This window comes from Polyangiaceae bacterium (assembly GCA_016715885.1).
Taxonomy (GTDB): domain Bacteria; phylum Myxococcota_A; class Polyangia; order Polyangiales; family Polyangiaceae; genus Polyangium.
Genome location: JADJXL010000025.1, coordinates 1,005,913 through 1,026,891, shown reverse-complemented (window position 1 = coordinate 1,026,891; position 20,979 = coordinate 1,005,913). Strand labels below are relative to the sequence as shown.

Sequence of the window (20,979 nt, the reverse complement as noted above, 5' to 3'; positions counted from 1 at the left end):
TCTCAACGCTTTGCCGACATGAACGACAGAAGCCCGGAACACTTTTTTCCCGGTTCGAGGCCAAATGACATTTGGAAATCGCACATTGTTTTCGCCCGTTCCATTTCGTCGGGCTTGCCAGACAATATCGCTTTTGCCGCAAGGGGCTCGGCACGACGCGTGAGCTCGTCGCGCCAAGCCGTCGTTCCCACGAGCTTTTTGCTCTTCAATGCTTCCCGCAAATCGTCCGATACCTGCGTCGCCGCGCTCCACGCCGGCCCCGAACCCGCCGCAGCCGTCACGAAAATATCGAAAAACTTGTCTTTTGCAGGAGTATCTGGGCACGGCATCGCTTTGCGCGTGACCATCAGATCATCGGTCGTGAGATCGAGTTTCGTTGCGCGCGACAATAGCGCAGCCGCATCCTTCGCCGCTGCCAAGTCATCCGGTGTGAGTTTCCCCGTCTCGAAGTTTTTCGCCAGCGCCTCGCATGCCGCCTCGCGAGCTGCAACCGCACGCGCAGCCGTACATGTACTCATCCGTTCGTCGCGACGGCGAAGCTGCTCAGGCGTCGCGTGTGCAGCATCGTTGGCGGTGATCGCTTCGACTTTGCACGAATCCGCATCCGCAAGGATGCCCTCGACGCGCGCGCGCGCATCGCTGATCTTTTTCTTTGACCACAAAACAATTCCACCCGCCGACGCGGCCACGAGCACCACCGCAAGGACCGCGAACTTCAGCAATTGTCGACGCTTCAGCCTTCGCGCAACGAGCGGGCTACCTTCGAGAACGTCACCGCATTTCGCGATGAGCGCTTCCCATGCGCCAACTTCCGCGGCAAGCGCTTCCAGCGGCTCGTACAGCGGCTTGTCCCGGACAAACCGTTTGGCGATATTGCCAAGCGCAAGCGCCCCGCTTTGCTTGTAAACGTCGACGGCGGTGTTACGCGACAAACCCGTGAGCAGTCCACCTACGCTGATCGCTTGTTCGCGCCAAGCACGCGTTGCCTCCGCGTGCGCCGCATCGAGCTTGTCGAGCGCCGGCATCAGCGTATCCCATGCCAAAAGCCGCTCCACCTCGCTCGGCGGGAAACCAACACGGGCAGCCGCGTTGTCAATTCCCGCGCGCAGCCCCGCCAAAAGCTCGGCTTTCGCAAACCCCGCGATTCCTTCGGCGATGGCACCATCCTTCAAACGGCCCGCTGCTTTGTGAATCGGTGCCAAAGCAGACTCGACCAAGGCATCCCCGACATCCTTGCCTTGCATCATCGAAGCGGACTCTACAGGAACACGCGCCGCCGTACAAACTGAATGGATCTCGTATCACGCGGGTCGTTCATCGACACCTCGCCCGTGAACGCGCGGACAAAAAAAAGAGAGCCTGCTCTACGGTGGGGGGGATTGACCGGAGCAAGCTCTCGAGAAGCGTATATTGCAACCGGCGGGCCAACCTGAAGCATTGACATTTCAAGGGGTTGCGCGGGTGATTGGTAAACGCGGATCGCAGATTTGCACGATCGCCCCATTCGGGTTTGCAAAATCGCGATGCGTTCGCCTACCGTCGAGCCGTTCGCGCATCCATGATTTTGGCAAACGATCGCAACTGCATTTCTTCTTCGGTGAGCCCCGTTGCCGCCAATTCTTCGACGCTCACGGCGCCGCACGCCAGCCCGCGCAGAAAGTAATTGAGCAACCCTTGGCCCGTCGCCGCGTCGTCGAAAACATTGCCCACGAGCGTCGCTTGCGCTGCTTTGTCAATGAAGTTTCCGAGGCGTTCGGCGGCCGCTGAAAAACCGCTCAAGAAAAATGCATACAATGCCGCGTAACGAACGGGCAATTGCGCGGGATGCAAGTCCCAACCCTGGTAAATCCCAAGGCGCAAGGAACGTTGAATGTGCCCGTACGCGGTGCGCCAAGCATGATGCACCGCGGCCATGTTTTCACGCGCCTCTTGCGCGCTCAGCGATTCTCCGGGACGAGCGCGATGCGGACCTACGGGCATCACGTTCGTCGCTCCGTCGGAGAGGAATACGCCGGTATTCGCCAAGGTATTTTTCATGAGATGCGCCGCGAAATCACACGCGGGATGATCCATCGTTTGATATGCGGCCGTAATGCTGCACGATGCCGTGTAGTCGTACGTCCCGAAATGCGCTCCCGTGCAGCGGCCATCCGCGGCTGCGAGGAGCAATGGCAAGTTGATGCGACCAAAACGATCGAAAAATGTCGCCGTCAGCTCCACCATCATCTCCATTTTCAACGTTCGTGGAGCAAGACCCAAGCGTGTTTCCAATTTCTCGAAGAGTTTTACCAATGCCGATACCTGCTCCGGCACCGGAATTTTGGGTAATGTTACGACAAACCCATCTGGAATTCCCCCCGCTTCTTGCACGAGCGTCGTGACGAACAAATCCAACGTCCTCACCGAACGCATTTTCAGCTCTTCGTTGAGCGGCTTGATGCGAATTCCGAAAAATGGCGGCGCGATCCCTTCGCGCACGGCACGCGCAAGCTCCTTCGCCGTACGCACCGCCGTTTCGTCCTCTTCCGCGTCCGGCCGGTTGCCAAATCCATCCTCGAAATCGATACGCAAATCTTCGACGGCTTCGCGTCCGAGTTTCGCGCGCACGCGTCCGTACACCGTGAGCGCCAGCCACGCGGCACGATTTTCATGCTCGAACGCCTTCGGATCCGCGCCAAATCGCGCCTCGAGCGGCAATTGCGCCGCGCGCGTCACCGGCAATTCGTCGGCGCCCTCCATTCCCACCGCGCGCGCAAAACTGAATGCATCCGGCGCGTATTCATCGAGCGCCCGCAAGGCAAGCTCGCCAAGACGTACCGCCGTCTCCGCCTTGTAAAGCTGTGCGCCGCCATATACGGTATGTACGGGCTGACGCGTCGGCAAATCGCCTGGGAATGCTCGCGCATAGGCCAAATTCGCTTCGGATAGAGCGGCAAGCTCCGTGCGGGCTTCGTCTGCTAGCGTGCTTTGATAAACGGACATGGTTTCTCTACTCATGCAAGGGGTCGAAATGGGAAAAGCAATTCAGCTACCGCGGTAGGTGCTGAATCCGAACGGAGCGAGGAGCAGCGGCACATGGTAATGCTCGTCTTCGGCTTCCACTCGAAAAACAATCGTCGCCTCCGGGTAAAAGCTCCGGCGCCCGGTCGATTCGAAGTACCTGTCCAATGCAAAGGACAACCGGTACACGCCACGCTCGAGCGAGCCTGGCGCGAGAAGCGTCGAGCAGCGGCCATCGGTATCCGTTTCGCCCGATGCAATGCGTGTCCAGTTGCTGTCACTCTGTCGCTCGAGCACCAATGCAACACCTTTTGCAGGCCGGCCAAGCGCAGTATCGAGCACGTGTGTCGTGATGGGTGATCTCGTCATGCCAATTTCTCCAAACGAATTCGCGTAATCTTTAGCTGCTCGCGCGCGGCATTGTCCAATTCTTTCGCGCGCGTATTGGGGAGCCTCGCTTCGAGCAATGACAGCATTTCATCGGCGCTCTTGCCCGTCGCGCACACGATGAAAATGAAGCCGAATTTCGCCTCGTATTCCAAATTCAGCGCAGACAACCGCTCGAGCACTTCCTGACTCGCGCTTGCTACTCCTGCTTGTTCCTTGCTCGACCAATCGGCGCTCTTCGTTTGGTTTGTCGCAGCGAACTTGCGTCGCAACGCCTCCACGTCGCCGCCTATCTTCGGGTGCGCCGCGAACGCTTCCAATCGATCCGCTTCGGTCGCGTTCGACCAAACCACCTCCGCCGCGTCCCACAAATCGTCACCATTGGCATACGGCGCCGCTCGATTCACGGCCATTGCCCAATTCGTCGCGTGGCAACAAGTGAGCAGCGCGTCGAATCTCGCTTGGGCATCCAGCAGATTGAGATGTTGGGCTGCTTTTTCGAGGCTCATGTGCGACTCGGCTCCAAAGGTTTGCCATACACGCGCAAGCGACTTACGCCACCATCGGGGAAGATTTGCAGTTTTACATGGCTGAACGGGCCACGCGCCTGGATTTGATCACGGAAAAAGTGACGGTGGCTCGCGCTGAGCTTGCTCTCCGGCAGAATGCATTCCCAGTCTTTGGTCAGCATCAAGTCCGTGATTTTGGCGTGAGGCGCGTGAATTCCCCAAAGCGCACAGCGATCCGGATAGTTGCCTTTGAAGTGATTCGTGTCCACTTCGACGAGGCCCACCTGACCCACCTGACCCAAACGAAGCAAAATCCAATCGGATCCCGGCGTGCGACGCCGCTTCGTTTCCCAGCCCTGACCCATGTTCTTCGCTCGACCAGGCGCTATCAAATTGTTCATCGGGCCGAAAAACGCATCGCTGCACGCGAGCGCCAAACCACCATTTCGCAGCGCTGCCAAGTCCATTTCGCCTGAAAGCAATCCCTCGACACCGGGCTCTACGAATGGCACGCCAAGGCTCGGGGCTGCGTTGCCCCACAAGCGCAATCGAGCCACGCCGCCATCGGGAAAAATCGACAACCGAACGTGCGTGAAGGCCCTGTCCGATTCCGAAGCAAAAAGATTTTGCCTGCCCGGACCGAGCGGCACCTGCGGCAAAATGGGAACCCAACCATCGCGCGGGTTGTCGCTCGACGGCAATCCATTCAATGTTTCGTACATCGCTGCGGGATCGGCAATCGTGCCTTCCAGCTCCGCGAACGGTGGATGATTCCCCAGGAAAAACGCCGTATCGATGTCCACGGCTCGAATGCGCCCAGGCACGCCCAGACGCAAAATGCAGCGATCAGCGCCGAAGTTGTCATGCCCTTCGCCGCGTTTTCGCCGGCTCTCCCAACCATCCATCCATTTGCCGCGATCGGTGTATTCATCGGGCAAAAAGACGGCCGGCGCGTCTTTGACGAGGTTCGTTGCTTCGGCGAAAAAATCGTCATTGGTGCCGACGATTTCGGTCCCCAACGATTCCGAGGCAAGGTTCAAGAGGCCGGTAAAACCCACTTGGTGATGTTGCACGATGAATCATCTCCTCGAATTGATGCTTTTGCCTGCGGTGGGCCCGAAGTTGGGTTTGCCTTCGCCAATATCAAAGATGCGTCTTCCGCGAAGCCACGTTTCCATCACGCGACCACGCGCTTTGCGACCGACGAACGGTGATTGCTTGTGTTTGAAAAAAAGGAGATCGGGGCCGATTTCCATTTCGGCATCCGGATCCCAAACGACGAAATCCGCGTCGGCTCCACGGGCAATGCTGCCTTTTTTGCCAGACAACCCCGCCAGCTTCGCCGTGCGCTCGCTCATCCAAAGGCCCATCGTCGCAGGCTCGAATCCGCGAGCAAACGCTTCGTGCCAAACCGTCCCGAGGCCCAACGAAAGCGATGCAATGCCGCCCCAAGCTTGCATGAAGTCGCCCACGTCGAGCTTTTTCAATGCTGGCGCGCACGGCGAATGATCCGAAACGACGGCGTCCAGAACGCCTTCGCGCAGCGCTTGCCAAAGTTTGTCGCAGTTGTCTCGGTCCCGAATCGGCGGAGCGCACTTGTAGTTCGTTGCGCCATCTGGAATGTCCTCGGCGTGCAAACACAAATAATGCGGACACGTTTCCGCAGTGAGTGGCAATCCACTGGCTTTTGCTGCCTGTATCAGCGGAATCGCTGCCGCTGCCGAAAGATGCACGATGTGCACGGGGCACCCCGTTTCTCGGCACAAACGAATGAGCAGCTCGATGGCGGCGACCTCCCATTCCGGAGGCCGCGACGCAAGATAATGCGAATAGCGCCGAACGTCATTCGAAGCAGCCGCTGGCGCACCAACGTCGAGCTCGGCATGCGCAATCAGAGGTATGCCCGCCCGTTCGAGCTCCCGCATGGCGAGGCGCAGGTCCTCTTCGCCCACATGAGGAAATTCATCAATGCCCGAATCGATGAGAAATGCTTTGCATCCTCGCACGCCTGCTTCTGCGAGACTTCGCAATTCGTGCTGATTGTTCGGAATGGCTCCGCCCCAAAACGCCGTGTCGATGTACAGCTCATTGCCGGGGGTAGGGGAGCTCCCCGCGAGCGATGCGAGCTTCTGATCGAGCGCTCGCGTGCTCGTCGTCACCGGCGAACAGTTCAGCGGCATGTCGACGATCGTCGTAATCCCCCCGCTCGCGGCCGCCCGCGTCGCCGTCTCGAAACCCTCCCATTCGGTTCGTCCTGGCTCGTTCACGTGCACGTGCGTATCCACGAGGCCCGGCATCAGCACGTGATTGCCGACGTCGTGCACCGCGACATTCGGCCCGATGTCCGCGTGTGGCGGCATCACGGCTTCTATCCGCTCACCTCGAACGACGACGAGGGCACTTTCGAATTTGCCCCCGACGAGAACGCGTTCCGAACGCAGAGCAAACGCGTCTGATTCATGGCTTGGCGCGGTGGACATCGATCGCTCCCAAGTGGACGACGCACATGTACCTGGGAAAAACGGCGATGGCAACGGTACATGGTGGGTCTCGTGATCGCATTGTTGAACAACGTACAAATCGTTCGCATGCCCTGACGCGTGATGTCCGGCGTCAGGGCGTGTTAATTATGTATTTTGATTAACGTCTCCGTGTCGAATGCATACGTCGGTGAAGGAAAGCTGCCCAGTGGTTGCGTCATACTTTTGACTCTGTCACACTGAAAAATTATGGCAGACGACGCTTTTCGTCCGCTCGGGGGACGTTTCATACAGGAAATTGGAGCTCATACGATGGAGGTCGAGGGGGACCTCATTTTGATGCGTGTACGAGGCATGATCACGCTCGATGACATGAAGGGTTTTCTTGCGCTACAAGCCCGTGTGCGTCGCCAGTATGGCAGCGTGTTCGTGCTTTATGACAGCAGGGAAAGCACTGGGCTACACCCAGCCGCTCGCAAGTACGCAACGGATCACACCACGTTGGATACACGAGCCGATGCGGCGGCTTCTTTTGGGGCGTCGTTTGCGCTGCGCGTCTTGGTAAACATGCTCACGCGTGCCCAGGAAGCACTTCGTAGGGAGGGGACGCGCACGATGCTTTTCGACACCGAGGTTCAGGCGCGCGCGTATCTCGCACAAGAGCGCCAGCGTTTGCAACCTCACGCCGCTGCATGACGACGGCCAACGTCCTGGCCAACTTCGAAGAAACGTCGTAATCTCCGCCCGCCGAAGCGTTGCACGGGTCAAACCCTTGCGACGGCTCGTTTTTCCCCTGAAACCAGATTCCCTACAAGGGACGTTTTGGAGATTGCCGTGACTCTTCGTCGATCCGTTTTTTCCGCCTTCACGTTGGTGTTCGTCGGCAATGTCGCTGCATGTCAGCCGGGCAGCGCGGCGCCTGTAGAGACTGCCAAAGCGGCGCATACGCGGCTCGTCGACGAATCCACGTTGCCGAAGCTCCCGCGTTTCGAGGTGTCCGATATCGATGCCAGCAAGCCCATCTGCCAGGACCTTGATGCGCACGTGAATGGCAAGTGGCTTTCGCAAAATCCAGTGCCTGCCGATAAGACTACGTGGGGCAGTTTCGAGATGCTCGACGAGCGGTCGCTTGCGGTGCAGAAGCAAATCGTGGAAGCTGCGGCGAAAGCGGGTGCAGCTTCAGGTACGGTGCAGCAGAAGATTGGCGATTTGTTCGCCGCGGGGATGAACGAAGCGAAGCTTCAGGAAGACGGACTTTCGCCTGTCAAACCGCTCCTCGGCGAGATCGATGGGCTGAAAGATCCCGCGGGCATTTCTTCGTACTTGCGGAGTCGATTTGCCAAGGGCCAGCAGTTCGTCTTTGGATTCGGCCCCGCCGAAGATTTCAAAGATGCCAAAAACGTAATCGGGTATGCGATGCAGGCGGGTTTGTCGCTGCCCGAAAAGGCGTATTACTCGGAAGAGAAATACCAGGACAAACGGGATGCATTCCTTTCGCATGTCGAACGGATGCTCGTTCTCGGAGGGGTCGATGCTGCCGCGGCAAAAACGCAGGCCAAGGCCGTATTGGTTTTCGAGACGCGACTGGCTGCGGCTTCGATGTCGCCCGTCGAGATGCGTGATCCGGCAAATCTCTACAACTTCGTGACGCTCGATCAAGCCGACAAGGCCACGCCGAACTTTTCCTGGACGAAGCTTTTCGAGGCCCAGCGGCTTTCGGGGGTGAAGGGTTTTTCTCTTTCCCAGCCGAAATTTTTCGCGGAATTCGACAAGATGCTCGTCGACGTTCCCGCCGCCGATTGGCAGGCGTATTTGCGTTATCACGTTCTCGTCGAAGCTGCCCCGTACCTGAACGATGCCGTCGCGGATGAACGTTTTGCGTTTTATGGCAAGGTGATGCGCGGGCAGGAGCAGCAGAAGCCGCGATGGAAGCGGGTTCTCGACACGATCAACGGCACGATGGGCGAAGCGCTCGGTCAGATCTACGTCGAGCAGGTTTTTCCGGAAGAATCGAAGACGCAAATGTTGGCGCTCGTGAACAACTTGCGTGAAGCGTTGAAAGTGCGGCTCGAAAAGCTCGATTGGATGAGCGCCGAAACCAAAGCGAAGGCGCTCGAGAAGTGGAGCACGTTCACGCCGAAGATTGGCTACCCGGACAAGTGGCGCGATTACTCGGGGCTAACGATTCGCCGCGACGATAGCTACTTGACGAGCGTCCTCGAGGCCGCTGCGTTCGAGAATGCGTTTCAGATGAGCAAGATTGGCAAGCCGGCCGATCCCAAGGAATGGGCGATGGCGCCGCAGGTGGTGAATGCATATTACAACCCGCTGAAGAACGAAATCGTTTTTCCTGCGGCCATTTTGCAACCGCCGTTTTTCGATCCCAAGGCCGATCCGGCCTTGAATTACGGCGGCATCGGGGCGGTCATCGGGCACGAAATGCTCCATGGATACGATGACATGGGCAGCCAATTCGATGCGCAGGGCAACAACAAGAATTGGTGGACCGAAGCCGACATGAAAAACTTCAAGGCTCGGACGGGCAAATTGGTTGCTCAATTCGACGAATACGTGGCCATCGACGATTTGCACGTCAAAGGCGAGCTCACGCTGGGCGAAAACATCGCCGACCTCGGAGGGCTCACCGTGGCATTCGATGCATTGAACCGGGCGCTCACGAACGTGCGCGTGGCGCAAATCGATGGTTATTCGCAGGAGCAGCGGTTTTTCTTGAATTGGGCAACGGTTTGGCGGCGCAACTATCGCCCCGAAGAATTGCGCGTCAGGCTCAACACCGATCCGCACGCTCCTGCGCGCTTCCGTGCGATAGGCGCCCCATCGAACCTCGACGCATTCGCCAGCGCCTTCCAATGCAAGCCGACCGACCCCATGGTGCGCACCGGCGACAAGCGGCTCGTGATTTGGTGATTGGGTGATTTGAAAGCGGGCCAGTATCTGCACGCTCGCTTCGCGCGCGTGGGACGCGCGCTCCGCGAGGCTAGTTTACGATGGGGGGGCCGAGGCTCGCCTCCCGGTACTTTTGCTTCGCAAAAGTACGGCGAGGCTCGGCCCCCCCATACCCCCCGATTTTGCCTTGTTCCAGACGAAACGGTGGTCACCGCGGCCCGCCGCCTTTGCGCGTAACCCTCTCCAGCGCCGTTTTCGTCGACGGCGCAAGCTCCATTCCGTCATGCTCGCCCGCTACGAGCCGCTGCGCGCCCGCGTATGCAATCATGGCCGCATTGTCCGTGCAGCTCGCCACCGGCGGTACGAACAGCGACAGCTTCGCGCTCTTGCATCGCTCCGCCATTCGCGTGCGCAATCCACGATTCGCCGCAACTCCTCCCGCCAACACCACACGCCCGAGCCCTTCGCTGCGCGCCGCGAGCAACGTTTTCCCCACGAGCGTCTCCACGACGGCCGATTGAAACGCCGCACACAAATCGTGCAATGCTTGACCCTCGATGGGACGATCTACCGACGCAACGTAACGCGCTATCGAGCTTTTTAGCCCTGAAAAACTAAATTCTAGATTCTTGCGATACGCCGTCGTTTTGGGCAATGCATCCGCGGCACGCGATCCGTCCCCCGTGGCTGCGAGTTTGTCCACGATGGGCCCCCCGGGATATCCGAGACCCAAGAGCTTGCCCACCTTGTCGAACGCTTCGCCGGCCGCATCGTCTCGCGTCGCGCCGATCTCACGAATCGCATCGAGCCGCGGGGCGTCGACGCGGTAAAGGGCGGTATGCCCACCGGATGCAAGCAGCGCCAAATACGGATATGCAGGCACCTCCGTGGAGCTTTCGCCTCGCTGCAGAAATACCGCCAAAAGATGCCCCACCAGATGATCGACGCCGACGATGGGACGATCGATCGAGAAGGACAAACCTTTGGCCGTGGACAAACCCACGAGCAGCGCTCCTGAAAGCCCAGGTCTCGACGTGACCGCGATGCCATCGACGTCCGATAGCTGCATGCCTGCACGATCGAGCGCTTCGCGAATGACGGGCACGATCGAGCGCGTGTGGTCACGCGCGGCGATTTCAGGGACGATGCCGCCATAAGGAGCATGGATGGCAATTTGACTACGCACGACGTCGGACAACACGACGCCCGTGTCGGTCACGATGGCCGCAGCGGTTTCGTCACAAGACGTCTCAATGCCTAAAACCCGCATGAACCCTCTCGTTTTGCAAGCGAAAACAGGCCGAAAATCAGCTTTCGATGGTCGTCGTCTTCGTTCGTGCCCGGCCTCAATAGACGCACTTCGATACCTTCATCGGACCGAAGCGACAGAAACGCAAGCATCGCCGTCGCGGTAGGTTCGCGCGGAGATACGGAATACACGGCATTTCGCTCCCGTCCCTCGCCCATCTCGATGCGAGAAAGAGGATCGTGGGCCAGCGGCGGAATCGGTCGAAGAATGGCTTCGTCCAGCATTCGGCGCGCAGGCAATTCCGACGTTGGAGCCTCGAATGTGGAAACGCGCCCAGGAGAATCGGGGCCATCGAGCGCATCTGCGTCGAGCTCGAGGCGCATCTGAACGCGAGGGGACAGGCCCGCTCGAAATGCGCTGCCCAGCGTAATCGCACCACAATACGCTTCGTCAGGACGCGTCGAAAAGCGGCTGAAATCGTCACACGCCGTGCACGTCAGGCTTGCGAGCACCGCGGCGCCAGCGAGGCATGATCGGGTGGGGGGCGTTTGCATGGCGCGATTGTGACAAGGTGCGCTCGTCGCGGCCAGGTTTCCGACACGAATCCGCTGGCTTTGATAAGCTGCCCGCACGCGATGGACGACAAGCACCCGGTTCCCGCCTTCGACATGATGGAGTTTTTCCAGAAAGCACCCGCGCTCATGTGCGTGCTCGACATGGAAAATCGTATGCTGCACCCGAACGAAGCGTGGACACGCGTCACCGGTCATGCCGTGAAAGACCTGCACGGCTCGCTCGTCGACGAACGGTTGCATCCCGATGATCGCGATCCCGCACGGCGCACATCGCGGATCTCGCTCGAAGCGCAAGGCGCGATCGTTCAGGAGTCGCGGTTTCGCTGCGCCGATGGGACGTACCGCTGGATCGAATGGACCATGCGCGTCATCTTCGATCGCGCCCTCGTGTACTGCTGTGCGCGTGCGGTCGATCAGCCCAGGCGCGCGACCGTCACCGCCGCTCGAAGGCTCGAAACATACCTGCGTCGAGCACCCGTCGCGATGATCGAAATCGACACCGAACGCGGGATCACCGAATGGAGCACCGGCGCGGAGAAGATGTTCGGGTACGCGCGCAGCGAAGCCCTCGGCAAGGGACTCATCGACCTCGTCGTTCCCGAACATCTGCGCACGCAAGTGCGCGAGGTCAGCGCTCAGCTTCGAGAGAATCGATCCTCCGATGGGGGGCGATTCGGCGTCGGGACGAACGTCACCAAGGACGGTCGCTTCATCCACTGCGAATGGCATAACGCGCCGATCACCGACGACGACGGCAAGGTCCGCGCAATCCTCTCGATCGCCATCGACATCACCGAAGTCGAGAAGCAGCGGGCCCGCGCCGAAGAAAGCGTCGCGCGCTTCGACTTGCTCATGCGCGGATCACGCAGCGGATTCTGGGACTTCAAACCTCGCGATCCCAAAAATCCGATCGACGCGGATGCCCCGATCTTCGTGTCCGATGGCATCTTGCGCATTCTCGGCTTGAACGAAAACAACGCCCCGAAAACCATCGTCGAGCTCGGTCGCTACAACCATCCCGACGATCACGATCTCGTTGCGAACGAGTTTCATGCGCACCTCAGCGAGCGGCGCACCGAGTCGTACTTGGAGTACAGACTGCTGCACGCCGATGGTTCCATCGTTTGGGTCGGTTCGACGTGGTACGCGCTTTGGAACGACGAAGGCGGGCTCGTCAGGTTTGCCGTCTCGTGCTCGGACATCTCCGACCGCAAGCTGGCCGAAGCAGATCAGCGTGAAAAGCTGGCCCTCATCGAACGCCAAGCGATGGCGATTCGAGAGCTGTCCACGCCCATCCTCGAAGTGCACGAAGGCGTGTTGTGCTTGCCGGTCATCGGCGTCGTCGACAGCGGTCGCGCTGCCGAAATGATGAACCTGACGCTGGGCGCCGTCGTTGCGGAACAAGCGCGCTTTCTGATCATCGACCTCACGGGTGTCCCCGTGCTCGATACCTCGACCGCGGACAGGCTGCTTGCCATCGCTCGCGCCGCGGGCCTCGTCGGCGCGCAGACGGTCATCACCGGGCTTCAGCCGGCCGTCGCACAAACCGTCGTCACCCTCGGAGTCGGCATGGGTGAGGTCAAGACGCTACGAAACCTGAAAGATGGTCTGCGCTACTGTCTTCGCCATAAGCAGCAGCGATGACGCTCGACAATCGTTTGACTTCCAAAAGATTGTCCGGAACTACCCTTCGGCATGCGCCTGATTCGCGATGCCATCGGTACGGTCACGCCACGCGGCCACGATGCATCCGAGCAGGCTGAATCCTCCGCAGAAGACGCCGAACAGCGTGATCTGGTCGCGTCCAATGAGCCACGTCGTCGCGGCCGGTCCCATCGCTTGCGCCAAGCTTCCAAGCGACTGACTCACGCCGAGCACCGAGCCTTGTTCTTCTTCCGCAACCGCTTTCGTAATCAGCGTCGTGAGGCTTGGGCGCACCACGGCTGCACCGAACGACCCGACCACGACGAGCACGAGAAGCATCGCGATGTGGCGTGCTGGTCCGAGGAAAAAGTATCCGGCAGCCATCGACCCGAGACCCACCATGGCCAGGCGTTCTTCGCCAAACTTCTTGGCCAGCTTGCGCAGTCCGCCTTGAACGAGCGCGCCGATGAACCCGGACAAACCGAAAATCATGCTCGCCTCTTCAACGCCAAACTGAAAGTTGTGTTGAAGGTACAGCGCCAAACCCCCCGTCAAACCTGCAAAAGAAACGCTGAATAGGAAAAACTGGCCGAGCAGCGCGCGAGTTCGGGGACGCGTGAAAAACTGAACGAGCGCCGATGAACGACCCGTCACGGATTGCCGAACCGCCGGTTTGCTCGGTCGCAGCAGGAACACCGTGAGAAGGATGGCGAGGAGCGACAAACCCGCAGCCGTCAGCGTTGGAGCTCGATACTTGGCGAGTTTGTCCGCGTGGTCCGCGAACGACTTCGTCAAGAGCCCCGTGATGCCCGGACCGAGCACGAAACCCAGACCAAACGCGATCCCGAAAAATCCGAACGCCTGCGTGCGTTCTTCGTTCGCTTTGGTGACATCCGAAATGTACGCCTGCGCCGTGCTGAGGTTGCCCGCAGTCAACCCCGAAATGATGCGACCCACGAAGAGCATCTCGAGGCTCGGGGAAAACGCGAGCACGAGCCACCCGATGAGCGTGCCGAGCTGGCTGGCGAGAAGAACTGGCTTGCGGCCGACGCGGTCCGAGATGCGCCCGAGAATCGGCCCCGAGATGAACATCGCGATGGCGTAGACCGACGTCAAAAGGCCGACCTGAAAATCCGATGCCCCGTAATCCTTCGCGTAATACGGCAAGAGCGGCAGGATCAGCGTCAGACCGAGGACGTCGACGAAGACCGTGAGGAAGATGGGCAGCAGGGGAGATCGCATGAGCAGCTACGGCGTTTGGGCGCCAGGTTGACACATGTAGTGCAAACGTGCCCTTCCGTTGCGTGAAGTTTTCAAAATACCATCTGTGCCTGAAATCCCATCAGTGCCTGCATCTTCACCAATTCGCCGCTTCCAACCACTTTCGGCGGCCGCTTTTGCGCGCTGCACACCCGGACCACGCTTGCCGAGACATCGAGTTCGCCCCGGATCACTTGATCACGCGGCCCATCGAGCTCTGCACAAGGCTGGATCGCTCGCGCAACGGTCTCCAAGAAGCCGTTTTCGGCGGGGCGATCGCTGCGTGAAACGTTAGCGCGCTGAGCGCGCGTAATTCATTTGCCTGCGCAGGCAATGACTTCGGCGCAAGGGTATCGTTTGGCGCAATCGGTCTTGAATTTGGCGGGCGCTTTTTGGCAATCGAGGAAGGGATCGCCAGGCGTGGATTGATCGGATGCAATGGTGCAGGCGCTGAGGCGTGCGCACAATGCTTGGAGCTCGCCGTCTCGAGGCAAGTTTGCTTTGGGATCCGCGTCCCAGCGGAACGAGCCAATGGGCGTCGACGAAATGCCCTGAATGGGCGTACCACAAACGACCTGCGGCCTGCTCGATCGCACGATGGCCTTGTACATCGCCGCAAGTCGATTGCACGTGGCGCCGTCGCTGCATCGCGCAACCAATGCAAAGGCTCCATCGGTGTAGCCATAGGGCCCAATGTATACTTCGCCCGGAAGCGTTGGCATGTAGTTGACCACTTTGAATTGCTGATTGGCGAGCATGGCTTGGCGCGTCACGTGCCACGCATAATCGGGCCCGACGGATTTGGGTGCCGTCGCGAGGAGCACTTGCGGCGATGTGCAATCGTCCGCCACGGCTTTGATGGCGTCGAGTGGGTAGGTTTGTTGCTGCGGAGTGGCGACCGCCGGTTGGGTGCCCGTTGCGGGCTGGGCGGTGGCTACGGCTGCATTCGCCTTTGCCGTTGCAGGAACATTCGCTGGCGCATTTGCAGGAGCGGCATTCGTGGCCTTTGCTTCTGGAGTAGCCGCGCTTTTCGTCTCGGTCGTGGGTTTGACGTCCGAAGAGCCCATGTTGCACGCGGCAACGAAGAGCGCCGTCGTTGCAACAATCGTCTGAACCGCTTTGACCATGACCATTCTCCCTCCGCGACGCGGCATGACTACCGCTCGTCCATACCCGTCACCGATCTCACTTTTGCGGGTCGGCGTCAACGGGGTTGTGCTGCCTGGGCATGATATTGTCGAGATGGGTTCGCGCGATCCGTGGTATCGTCGTGCGCGATGAATGCCATCTTGCAATGTAGTCACTGCGGCGCGCCAGCTCGGGCAGGATCACCCACGTGCCATTATTGTCACGCCGTGCTCGTTTTGCCCATGGCCGGCAATATGCCGCACGCGCCGTCGGGCGCCGCCGCGGGCGTTCCTCACGGGGTCGTCGAGGCGCTCCGAAAAGGCAACAAGATCGAGGCGATCAAGTTCTATCGCGAAGCCACGAAGTGCTCGCTTTTGGAAGCGAAAAACACGGTCGAGGCGCTCGAGAAAAAGCTGGGGATGGGTTGATTCGACGGCGGGACTTTGGCTGCACCGCACGCACGCGCGGGGTTAAAACCCCGCGCTACACGATAAAAAGTCCCTCACTACCGTTCGGGACTGGCGTTGTGTGGTTTAGGGTCATCATTGTGAATCCCCAACGATTTCGCAGCAGATACCAATTCTCACAATGCATGATGACGCCAGTCCGAGCGCGGTAGCGCGAGGACTTTTCAATGTGTAGCGGCGGGTTTCAACCCGCCGCGTGGTCTTCTACGATGGATTCCCCGAACACAAGCCACTCAATATGCCTGCCCAACGTCGAACACATCGACGCGACCCGTTTCGATGGCATATTCGGCGCCGATGACGCATAGCCGTCCTTCGGCAATGCGTTGCTCCAGAACGCGGCTGCCGTGCCGGAGATGATTGACCGACGCGCGGATGTTGGCGCGCGTCGCTGCGGCGGCGAGGGATGCCGCATCGGGACGCCCTTCACGCACGAGCTCGGCAATTGAAGGCGAGATGCGATCGACGATGTCACGTACGTTCTCGGAGGATGCTTTGGTGCCATGAACGAGCGCGTCGATCGTCGCGGATATGGCGCCGCAACGCGAGTGTCCCATGACGACGACGAGCTCGGTGCCAAACGTCGCGGCGGCGAATTCGACGCTGCCCACGATGGAGGGAGCGACGATATTGCCCGCGACACGGACGACGAAAAGATCGCCCAAACCGCAATCGAAGACCAGCTCCGATGGCACGCGTGAATCCGAGCAGGACAAAACGATCGCAAATGGGGCCTGGCCCTGAATCAATGCGTCGCGCCGCGATTGGCTGGCCAGCGCTTCGACGCTGCGAACGTTGTGCACGAAGCGCTGGTTGCCCGATCGCAAACGGTCGAGCGCGTCTTGAAAGTGTACGGAGCGACGAGGCGTCGTGCTTGTCATCAGTGCATTCCTTTCTTCTGAGGCGCCGGCATGACGACGAGCGGTACGTCGAGCGCATGTGGTGCAAAACTACGTGCCGTCGCGACGAGCACGATGAACGCCGGAAACGCGAATGCGAGAAAGCCGAGCGTCTTCATGGCAGGCACCATCAGCGCGGCGCCCATACCGAATGCGGCGACTTTGCTCCCACGCAATGCCGCGAGCTGAAGCGACTTTTTCCGTTCTTCGCCCGTCGTGAGCCACGCCGTCGCCAAGTGCACGCCAAAGTCCGTGAGAGGACCGGTTGCATGGGTCGTGCGTACGGCAAGCGCCGTGCTCGAAGCCACGCTGGCATTCATGAGTCCCATGGCGAATGCGAGGGTGCAGAGCAACGCAAAATCCGTCGTTTCTTCGACTTGCCCGCCCGATACGCCAAATACGCCGAAATGCCCCGCAATGGCTGCGGCCGCGAGCACGACGGCAACGAGACCCAGCGCCACTGCATGAAGCGGGCGTTTTCCGCGATACGCACGCCCCTGGAGCAAGAGCACGGACGCCATTGCGCCGCCAATGAACGACACGAGCACGAGGCCGTATTCGGCCATGAGCGCCCATAAACCAACGTCGAGCCCGACGTTCGTCACGATGCCGGTCACGTGTGAAACGAATCGCCCCGACGCAATGAACGCGCCCGCATTGACCGCTCCAGCAGCCAGCGCGAGCAGCGCCCAACTTACTCCATGTCGAATCGACAAAACTTCCGACTGCGAATGCATCACGACAGACATGGGTCCCCCTTGAAAGGCCAAGCGACAAGCACTCCACCAACAAGCCACGATCGCCAGCCTGGATTTCTTTTCGGCTGGTGAGCTGTTCCGGTCATGCGGGCGAAACTAACGCGCAAAGGTCGTGTAGACCATGACGTAATTTCTACGTGACATGTAGACGAAACCTACACATACTCGGGCATGGAGTGGGTCAACTATCACCATCTGCTGTACTTTTGGGTCGTTGCACGTGAGGGAGGGCTCGTGCCGGCAGCGAAGCTCTTGCGGTTGTCGCACCCCACGGTGAGCGCGCAAATTCATGCGCTCGAAAACCAGCTTGGAGAAAAGCTTTTCGTGAAGACGGGGCGCAAGTTGGCGCTGACGGAAATGGGAAGGATCGTATTTCGGTACGCGGACGAGATATTCACGCTGGGCCGGGAAATGATCGACACGGTGAAGGGACGATCGACCGGGCAGCCGCTGCGTTTGGATGTGGGTGTGGTGGATGTGTTGCCGAAGCTCGTGATTCGCCGGCTTTTGACCCCGGCGCTCGAGCTGCCCGAGCGAGTGCGGCTTTCGTGCCAGGAGGATTCGTACGAGAAGTTATTGGCGGACTTGGCGCTGCATTCGCTGGACATCGTCATTTCGGATGCGCCGGTGCCGCCGGGATCGAGCGTACGGGCATTCAATCATTTGCTTGGGACGAGCGACGTGAGTTTTTTTGGCACCGAAGCGCTCACGGCCGAGTACAAGCGAGGTTTTCCTGGGTCGCTCGATGGTGCGCCCATGCTTTTACCCTTCGAGAACACGACGCTGCGACGATCGCTCAATCAATGGTTCGATCAGCACGACATCAAGCCGCGGGTGGTTGCGGAATTCGAGGACAGTGCGCTTTTGAAGGTTTTCGGAGGGGACGGTTATGGGCTTTTTCCTGCAGCGACCGTGGTCGAAAAGGAGGTGATGGCGCAATACCGGGTGGAGATCGTTGGACGAACGCGCGAAGTGAAGGAACAATTTTATGCGATATCGGTCGAGCGGCGTCTCGTGCATCCGGCCGTCGTCGCCATTTCGGAGGCTGCGCGAAAAGGTTTGTTTGCGAAGAGCATGATGTGAACGTCGTGAGCTCGAGAAAAAGCTGGGAATCGGCTGAGGGCCTGCTTTTCGGTTGCGCTTCGATTCACGACGTTTCGCGACGCCGTCGCCATCCGAAGAGCGAAACGCACCGCATGACGGATTGGCCCTCGACATCCGCCACCGATCTCGTGTATCCTCGACGCTCAAATGAAATCGCTTCGCCCCGATCCGCATCTCACCGCCTTGCCTTATGCCATCATTGCTCTTGCCCTGCCTTTCGGCTGCGCGGGCCCCACCTCGGAACCTCCACAAGGCGCGGGGGGATTCGCTGGAGGCGCGAGCGTCAGTGGGAGCAGTAGCGCGAGCAGCAGCAGCAGTGGCAGCAGCAGTTCATCGAGTGGAACTGGTGGCAGCGGAGGCGCCCCACCGGGCCTCGAATGCCCCACGACATTTACGTATTTGCCATCCGGAGCCGCGCAAAATGTCCGCATTGCCGGCGAATGGCACGGATTCGACCTTGGGACGTCCCCCGTCATGATGGCCAAAGGCGGCATCTACAGCGTTACGGTGAATCTACCTCCAGGGCTATGGGCCTACAAAATTGTTTATGATGCAGGCGGACAAACGCAATGGATTTTCGATCCATCACAAGGTCGCCGTAAATACCTGGGCGGTACTGAAAATTCGGCAATCAAAGTACCCGATTGCAGCAGACCATCGTTCGATGTAACAAAAAGCCAAGCTTCCAGGCCCGCGGCGGGGCAGGGGACATACAGTGCGGAGCTCGAATATCGAGACGGTGTCGATGGCGGCGGACCCGATACCGGCGGTTTTACTGCTTCACTTTTGCATGATGGCGCGAGCACGCCTCTTTCGGCAGGACAATTCACGGTCGATGCAAGCGGCAAAGTCACGATATCGCTCAAAGACCTCGAAGATGGCAAATACACGGTCGTCGCGACAGGCAAGACGAAAAGTGGCAAGACGAGCGAAGCGACGAGGCTGATATTCTGGGTCGAGCAAGAAACGTTCGCGTGGAACGATGCCATCATTTACATGGTCATGGCGGATCGATATCGCGACGGGGATCCCAGCAACAACGCGGCTCCCACGCCTGGCGCGGACGTTCGAGGTGACTGGCAAGGCGGCGATTTGCAGGGACTAACCCAATCAATCGCGGATGGAACCCTGGACAAACTCGGTGTTCGAGCCATCTGGGTGACTCCATTTGGGACAAACCCACCAGGAGCGTACCTTGCCGGCGACGGCGTTCATTTGGTCACCGGCTATCATGGATATTGGCCCATCAAGGGCCGCGAAGTCGATCCGCGGATCGGCGGCGAACAAGCATTGAAGGACATGGTCGTCGAAGCCCATAAACACGGAATCAGGGTGCTCCAGGATTACGTCATTCATCACGTGCACTCGGATCACGAATACATTCAAGCTCATCCGGAGTGGTTCATTTTGAACGGTTGCGTTTGCGGGACTGCTGGATGCGATTGGACCGAACACGCGCTCGACTGCAAGTTCACGGAATACTTGCCGAACATCGATTTCACGAATCCCGAGGCGAGCCAAGCTTTCGTCGACGACGCCATTTGGTGGCTCGACACCTTCGACTTGGATGGCTTGCGCGTAGACGCCGTCAAGCACGTTCCCGAAGCGGCGACGCGCAACGTTTCAGTCGAAGTCCGCGAGCAATTCGAAAAAGGCGGCACGCGGTACTTCCTCATGGGCGAAACCGCCATGGGATGGGACGATTGCAATGGCGAGCAAAGCGACTGCAATGCCCAGAATTACGACACGATCGCCAAGTACGTCGGCCCGTTTGGCCTCGATGGACAATTCGATTTCGTCCTCTATCATGGCGTTTCGTACCGTACGTTTGCTTATGGCGACAAAGGCATGATTCACGCCGATTATTGGGTCGATCATGGGCAAAAAAGGTGGCCTCAAAATGCAATCATGACGCCTTACATTGGCAGCCACGACACGCCCAGGTTCGTTTCCTTGGCGGATTATCGCGGCCAAGACGGAGCCCACGATCGCGGCATTCCGGGCAATCAATGGAACGACATCGCGCAGGCTCCGGGCGACGTCGAGCCTTATTGGCGTACGCGAATTGCGCATGCGTGGGTGCTTGGGCTTCCCGGCGCACCTCTGCTTTATTACGGTGACGAATATGGACAATGGGGTGGAGCCGATCCGAACAATCGATTGATGTGGCGTCCAGAATCGAGTTTGTCGGCGGATGAAGCCGCGACGCTCTCCTTCATACGTAAAGTCGGCACTGCAAAGCAAAACATCGCAGCACTACGTCGCGGCAAATACGTGCAAGTGCACGGGCTGATTGGGCTGGACGAAAATACGCTGGTGTATGGGCGATCCATTGCGCCCGGTCAAAGCGCGCTCGTGGGAATCACGCGCATGGCAACGCCGCAAACCGTGATGATCGACGCGAGCAGAGTGGGGTTTGTCCAGGGAACGGTATTGAAAGACGCCATGGGCGGGCCGAATGTGACCGTGGGCGCGGGAGGTCAAACGAGCGTGACGATTCCCGCGAGGGGAGCGGTCATTTTGGCGCCGTAATGGCGTGCCCAACTTCGCCTAAATCGCGACCGACTGACACCTTGTAGAGGGAGAAGTCCTGGTTTTTTCGTTCCTCGCGG

General features: G+C 59.3%; 18 protein-coding genes. 6 read left to right on the top strand and 12 right to left on the bottom strand.

The features are described from left to right. Positions 1-2: 2 nt before the first annotated feature. From IPM54_39125 to allB, 6 genes are all read right to left on the bottom strand, one after another. Complete coding sequence (locus IPM54_39125) at positions 3-1,247, bottom strand: hypothetical protein (GenBank protein MBK9265789.1); 1,245 nt, start codon at positions 1,245-1,247, stop codon at positions 3-5. A gap of 286 nt (positions 1,248-1,533) precedes the next feature. Beyond that, positions 1,534-2,982, bottom strand: a complete 1,449-nt coding sequence (locus IPM54_39120; protein MBK9265788.1) for a phosphoenolpyruvate kinase — start codon at positions 2,980-2,982, stop codon at positions 1,534-1,536. A 42-nt stretch (positions 2,983-3,024) separates the two neighbouring features. Then, on the bottom strand, positions 3,025-3,369 hold the full coding sequence (gene uraH, locus IPM54_39115) for a hydroxyisourate hydrolase (protein MBK9265787.1): 345 nt from the start codon (positions 3,367-3,369) through the stop codon (positions 3,025-3,027). Next, entirely contained in the window at positions 3,366-3,896 is a 531-nt protein-coding gene (uraD, locus tag IPM54_39110) for a 2-oxo-4-hydroxy-4-carboxy-5-ureidoimidazoline decarboxylase (protein ID MBK9265786.1), read from the bottom strand. Before uraD ends, uraH begins: the two co-directional genes overlap by 4 nt. Further along, positions 3,893-4,969 carry an allantoicase gene (alc, locus tag IPM54_39105; protein MBK9265785.1) on the bottom strand — a complete coding sequence of 359 codons (1,077 nt, stop codon included), beginning with the start codon at positions 4,967-4,969 and terminating at the stop codon, positions 3,893-3,895. The genes uraD and alc overlap by 4 nt, the downstream gene beginning before the upstream one ends. A gap of 6 nt (positions 4,970-4,975) precedes the next feature. After that, positions 4,976-6,376 (bottom strand): allantoinase AllB, encoded by a 1,401-nt coding sequence (allB, locus tag IPM54_39100; GenBank protein MBK9265784.1) that lies wholly within the window; start codon positions 6,374-6,376, stop codon positions 4,976-4,978. A gap of 249 nt (positions 6,377-6,625) precedes the next feature. Between allB and IPM54_39095 the strand changes: the two genes are divergently transcribed. Next, on the top strand, positions 6,626-7,072 hold the full coding sequence (locus IPM54_39095; protein ID MBK9265783.1) for a hypothetical protein: 447 nt from the start codon (positions 6,626-6,628) through the stop codon (positions 7,070-7,072). 174 nt (positions 7,073-7,246) lie between these two features. Then, positions 7,247-9,304 (top strand): M13 family metallopeptidase, encoded by a 2,058-nt coding sequence (locus tag IPM54_39090; GenBank protein MBK9265782.1) that lies wholly within the window; start codon positions 7,247-7,249, stop codon positions 9,302-9,304. Positions 9,305-9,491: 187 nt separating this feature from the next. Here IPM54_39090 and tsaD read toward each other — a convergent pair whose 3' ends face one another. Beyond that, positions 9,492-10,553, bottom strand: a complete 1,062-nt coding sequence (gene tsaD, locus IPM54_39085) for a tRNA (adenosine(37)-N6)-threonylcarbamoyltransferase complex transferase subunit TsaD (protein MBK9265781.1) — start codon at positions 10,551-10,553, stop codon at positions 9,492-9,494. Continuing rightward, the gene (locus tag IPM54_39080) at positions 10,541-11,032 is read right to left on the bottom strand and encodes a hypothetical protein (GenBank protein ID MBK9265780.1); all 492 of its coding nucleotides are present in this window, start codon (positions 11,030-11,032) and stop codon (positions 10,541-10,543) included. The genes tsaD and IPM54_39080 overlap by 13 nt, the downstream gene beginning before the upstream one ends. Before the next feature lie 135 nt (positions 11,033-11,167). Here IPM54_39080 and IPM54_39075 point away from each other — a divergent pair, with 135 nt between their 5' ends. Beyond that, a complete protein-coding gene (locus IPM54_39075) occupies positions 11,168-12,751 on the top strand; it encodes a PAS domain S-box protein (protein ID MBK9265779.1) in 1,584 nt (527 codons plus the stop codon). A 39-nt stretch (positions 12,752-12,790) separates the two neighbouring features. Here IPM54_39075 and IPM54_39070 read toward each other — a convergent pair whose 3' ends face one another. Together IPM54_39070 and IPM54_39065 are read right to left on the bottom strand one after the other, a co-directional pair. Beyond that, a complete protein-coding gene (locus tag IPM54_39070; GenBank protein ID MBK9265778.1) occupies positions 12,791-13,993 on the bottom strand; it encodes an MFS transporter in 1,203 nt (400 codons plus the stop codon). A 332-nt stretch (positions 13,994-14,325) separates the two neighbouring features. Next, a complete protein-coding gene (locus IPM54_39065) occupies positions 14,326-15,138 on the bottom strand; it encodes a hypothetical protein (protein MBK9265777.1) in 813 nt (270 codons plus the stop codon). A 150-nt stretch (positions 15,139-15,288) separates the two neighbouring features. Here IPM54_39065 and IPM54_39060 point away from each other — a divergent pair, with 150 nt between their 5' ends. Further along, on the top strand, positions 15,289-15,567 hold the full coding sequence (locus tag IPM54_39060; GenBank protein MBK9265776.1) for a hypothetical protein: 279 nt from the start codon (positions 15,289-15,291) through the stop codon (positions 15,565-15,567). Positions 15,568-15,839: 272 nt separating this feature from the next. Here IPM54_39060 and IPM54_39055 read toward each other — a convergent pair whose 3' ends face one another. Both IPM54_39055 and IPM54_39050 read right to left on the bottom strand, forming a co-directional pair. Further along, positions 15,840-16,487, bottom strand: coding sequence for a carbonic anhydrase (locus tag IPM54_39055; GenBank protein MBK9265775.1), 648 nt, complete (start codon positions 16,485-16,487; stop codon positions 15,840-15,842). Continuing rightward, positions 16,487-17,254 (bottom strand): DUF1275 domain-containing protein, encoded by a 768-nt coding sequence (locus IPM54_39050; protein ID MBK9265774.1) that lies wholly within the window; start codon positions 17,252-17,254, stop codon positions 16,487-16,489. The genes IPM54_39055 and IPM54_39050 overlap by 1 nt, the downstream gene beginning before the upstream one ends. Before the next feature lie 180 nt (positions 17,255-17,434). Here IPM54_39050 and nhaR point away from each other — a divergent pair, with 180 nt between their 5' ends. Both nhaR and IPM54_39040 read left to right on the top strand, forming a co-directional pair. Beyond that, on the top strand, positions 17,435-18,346 hold the full coding sequence (nhaR, locus tag IPM54_39045) for a transcriptional activator NhaR (GenBank protein ID MBK9265773.1): 912 nt from the start codon (positions 17,435-17,437) through the stop codon (positions 18,344-18,346). 168 nt (positions 18,347-18,514) lie between these two features. Next, the gene (locus tag IPM54_39040; protein MBK9265772.1) at positions 18,515-20,899 is read left to right on the top strand and encodes a glycosyl hydrolase; all 2,385 of its coding nucleotides are present in this window, start codon (positions 18,515-18,517) and stop codon (positions 20,897-20,899) included. Positions 20,900-20,979: the final 80 nt, after the last annotated feature.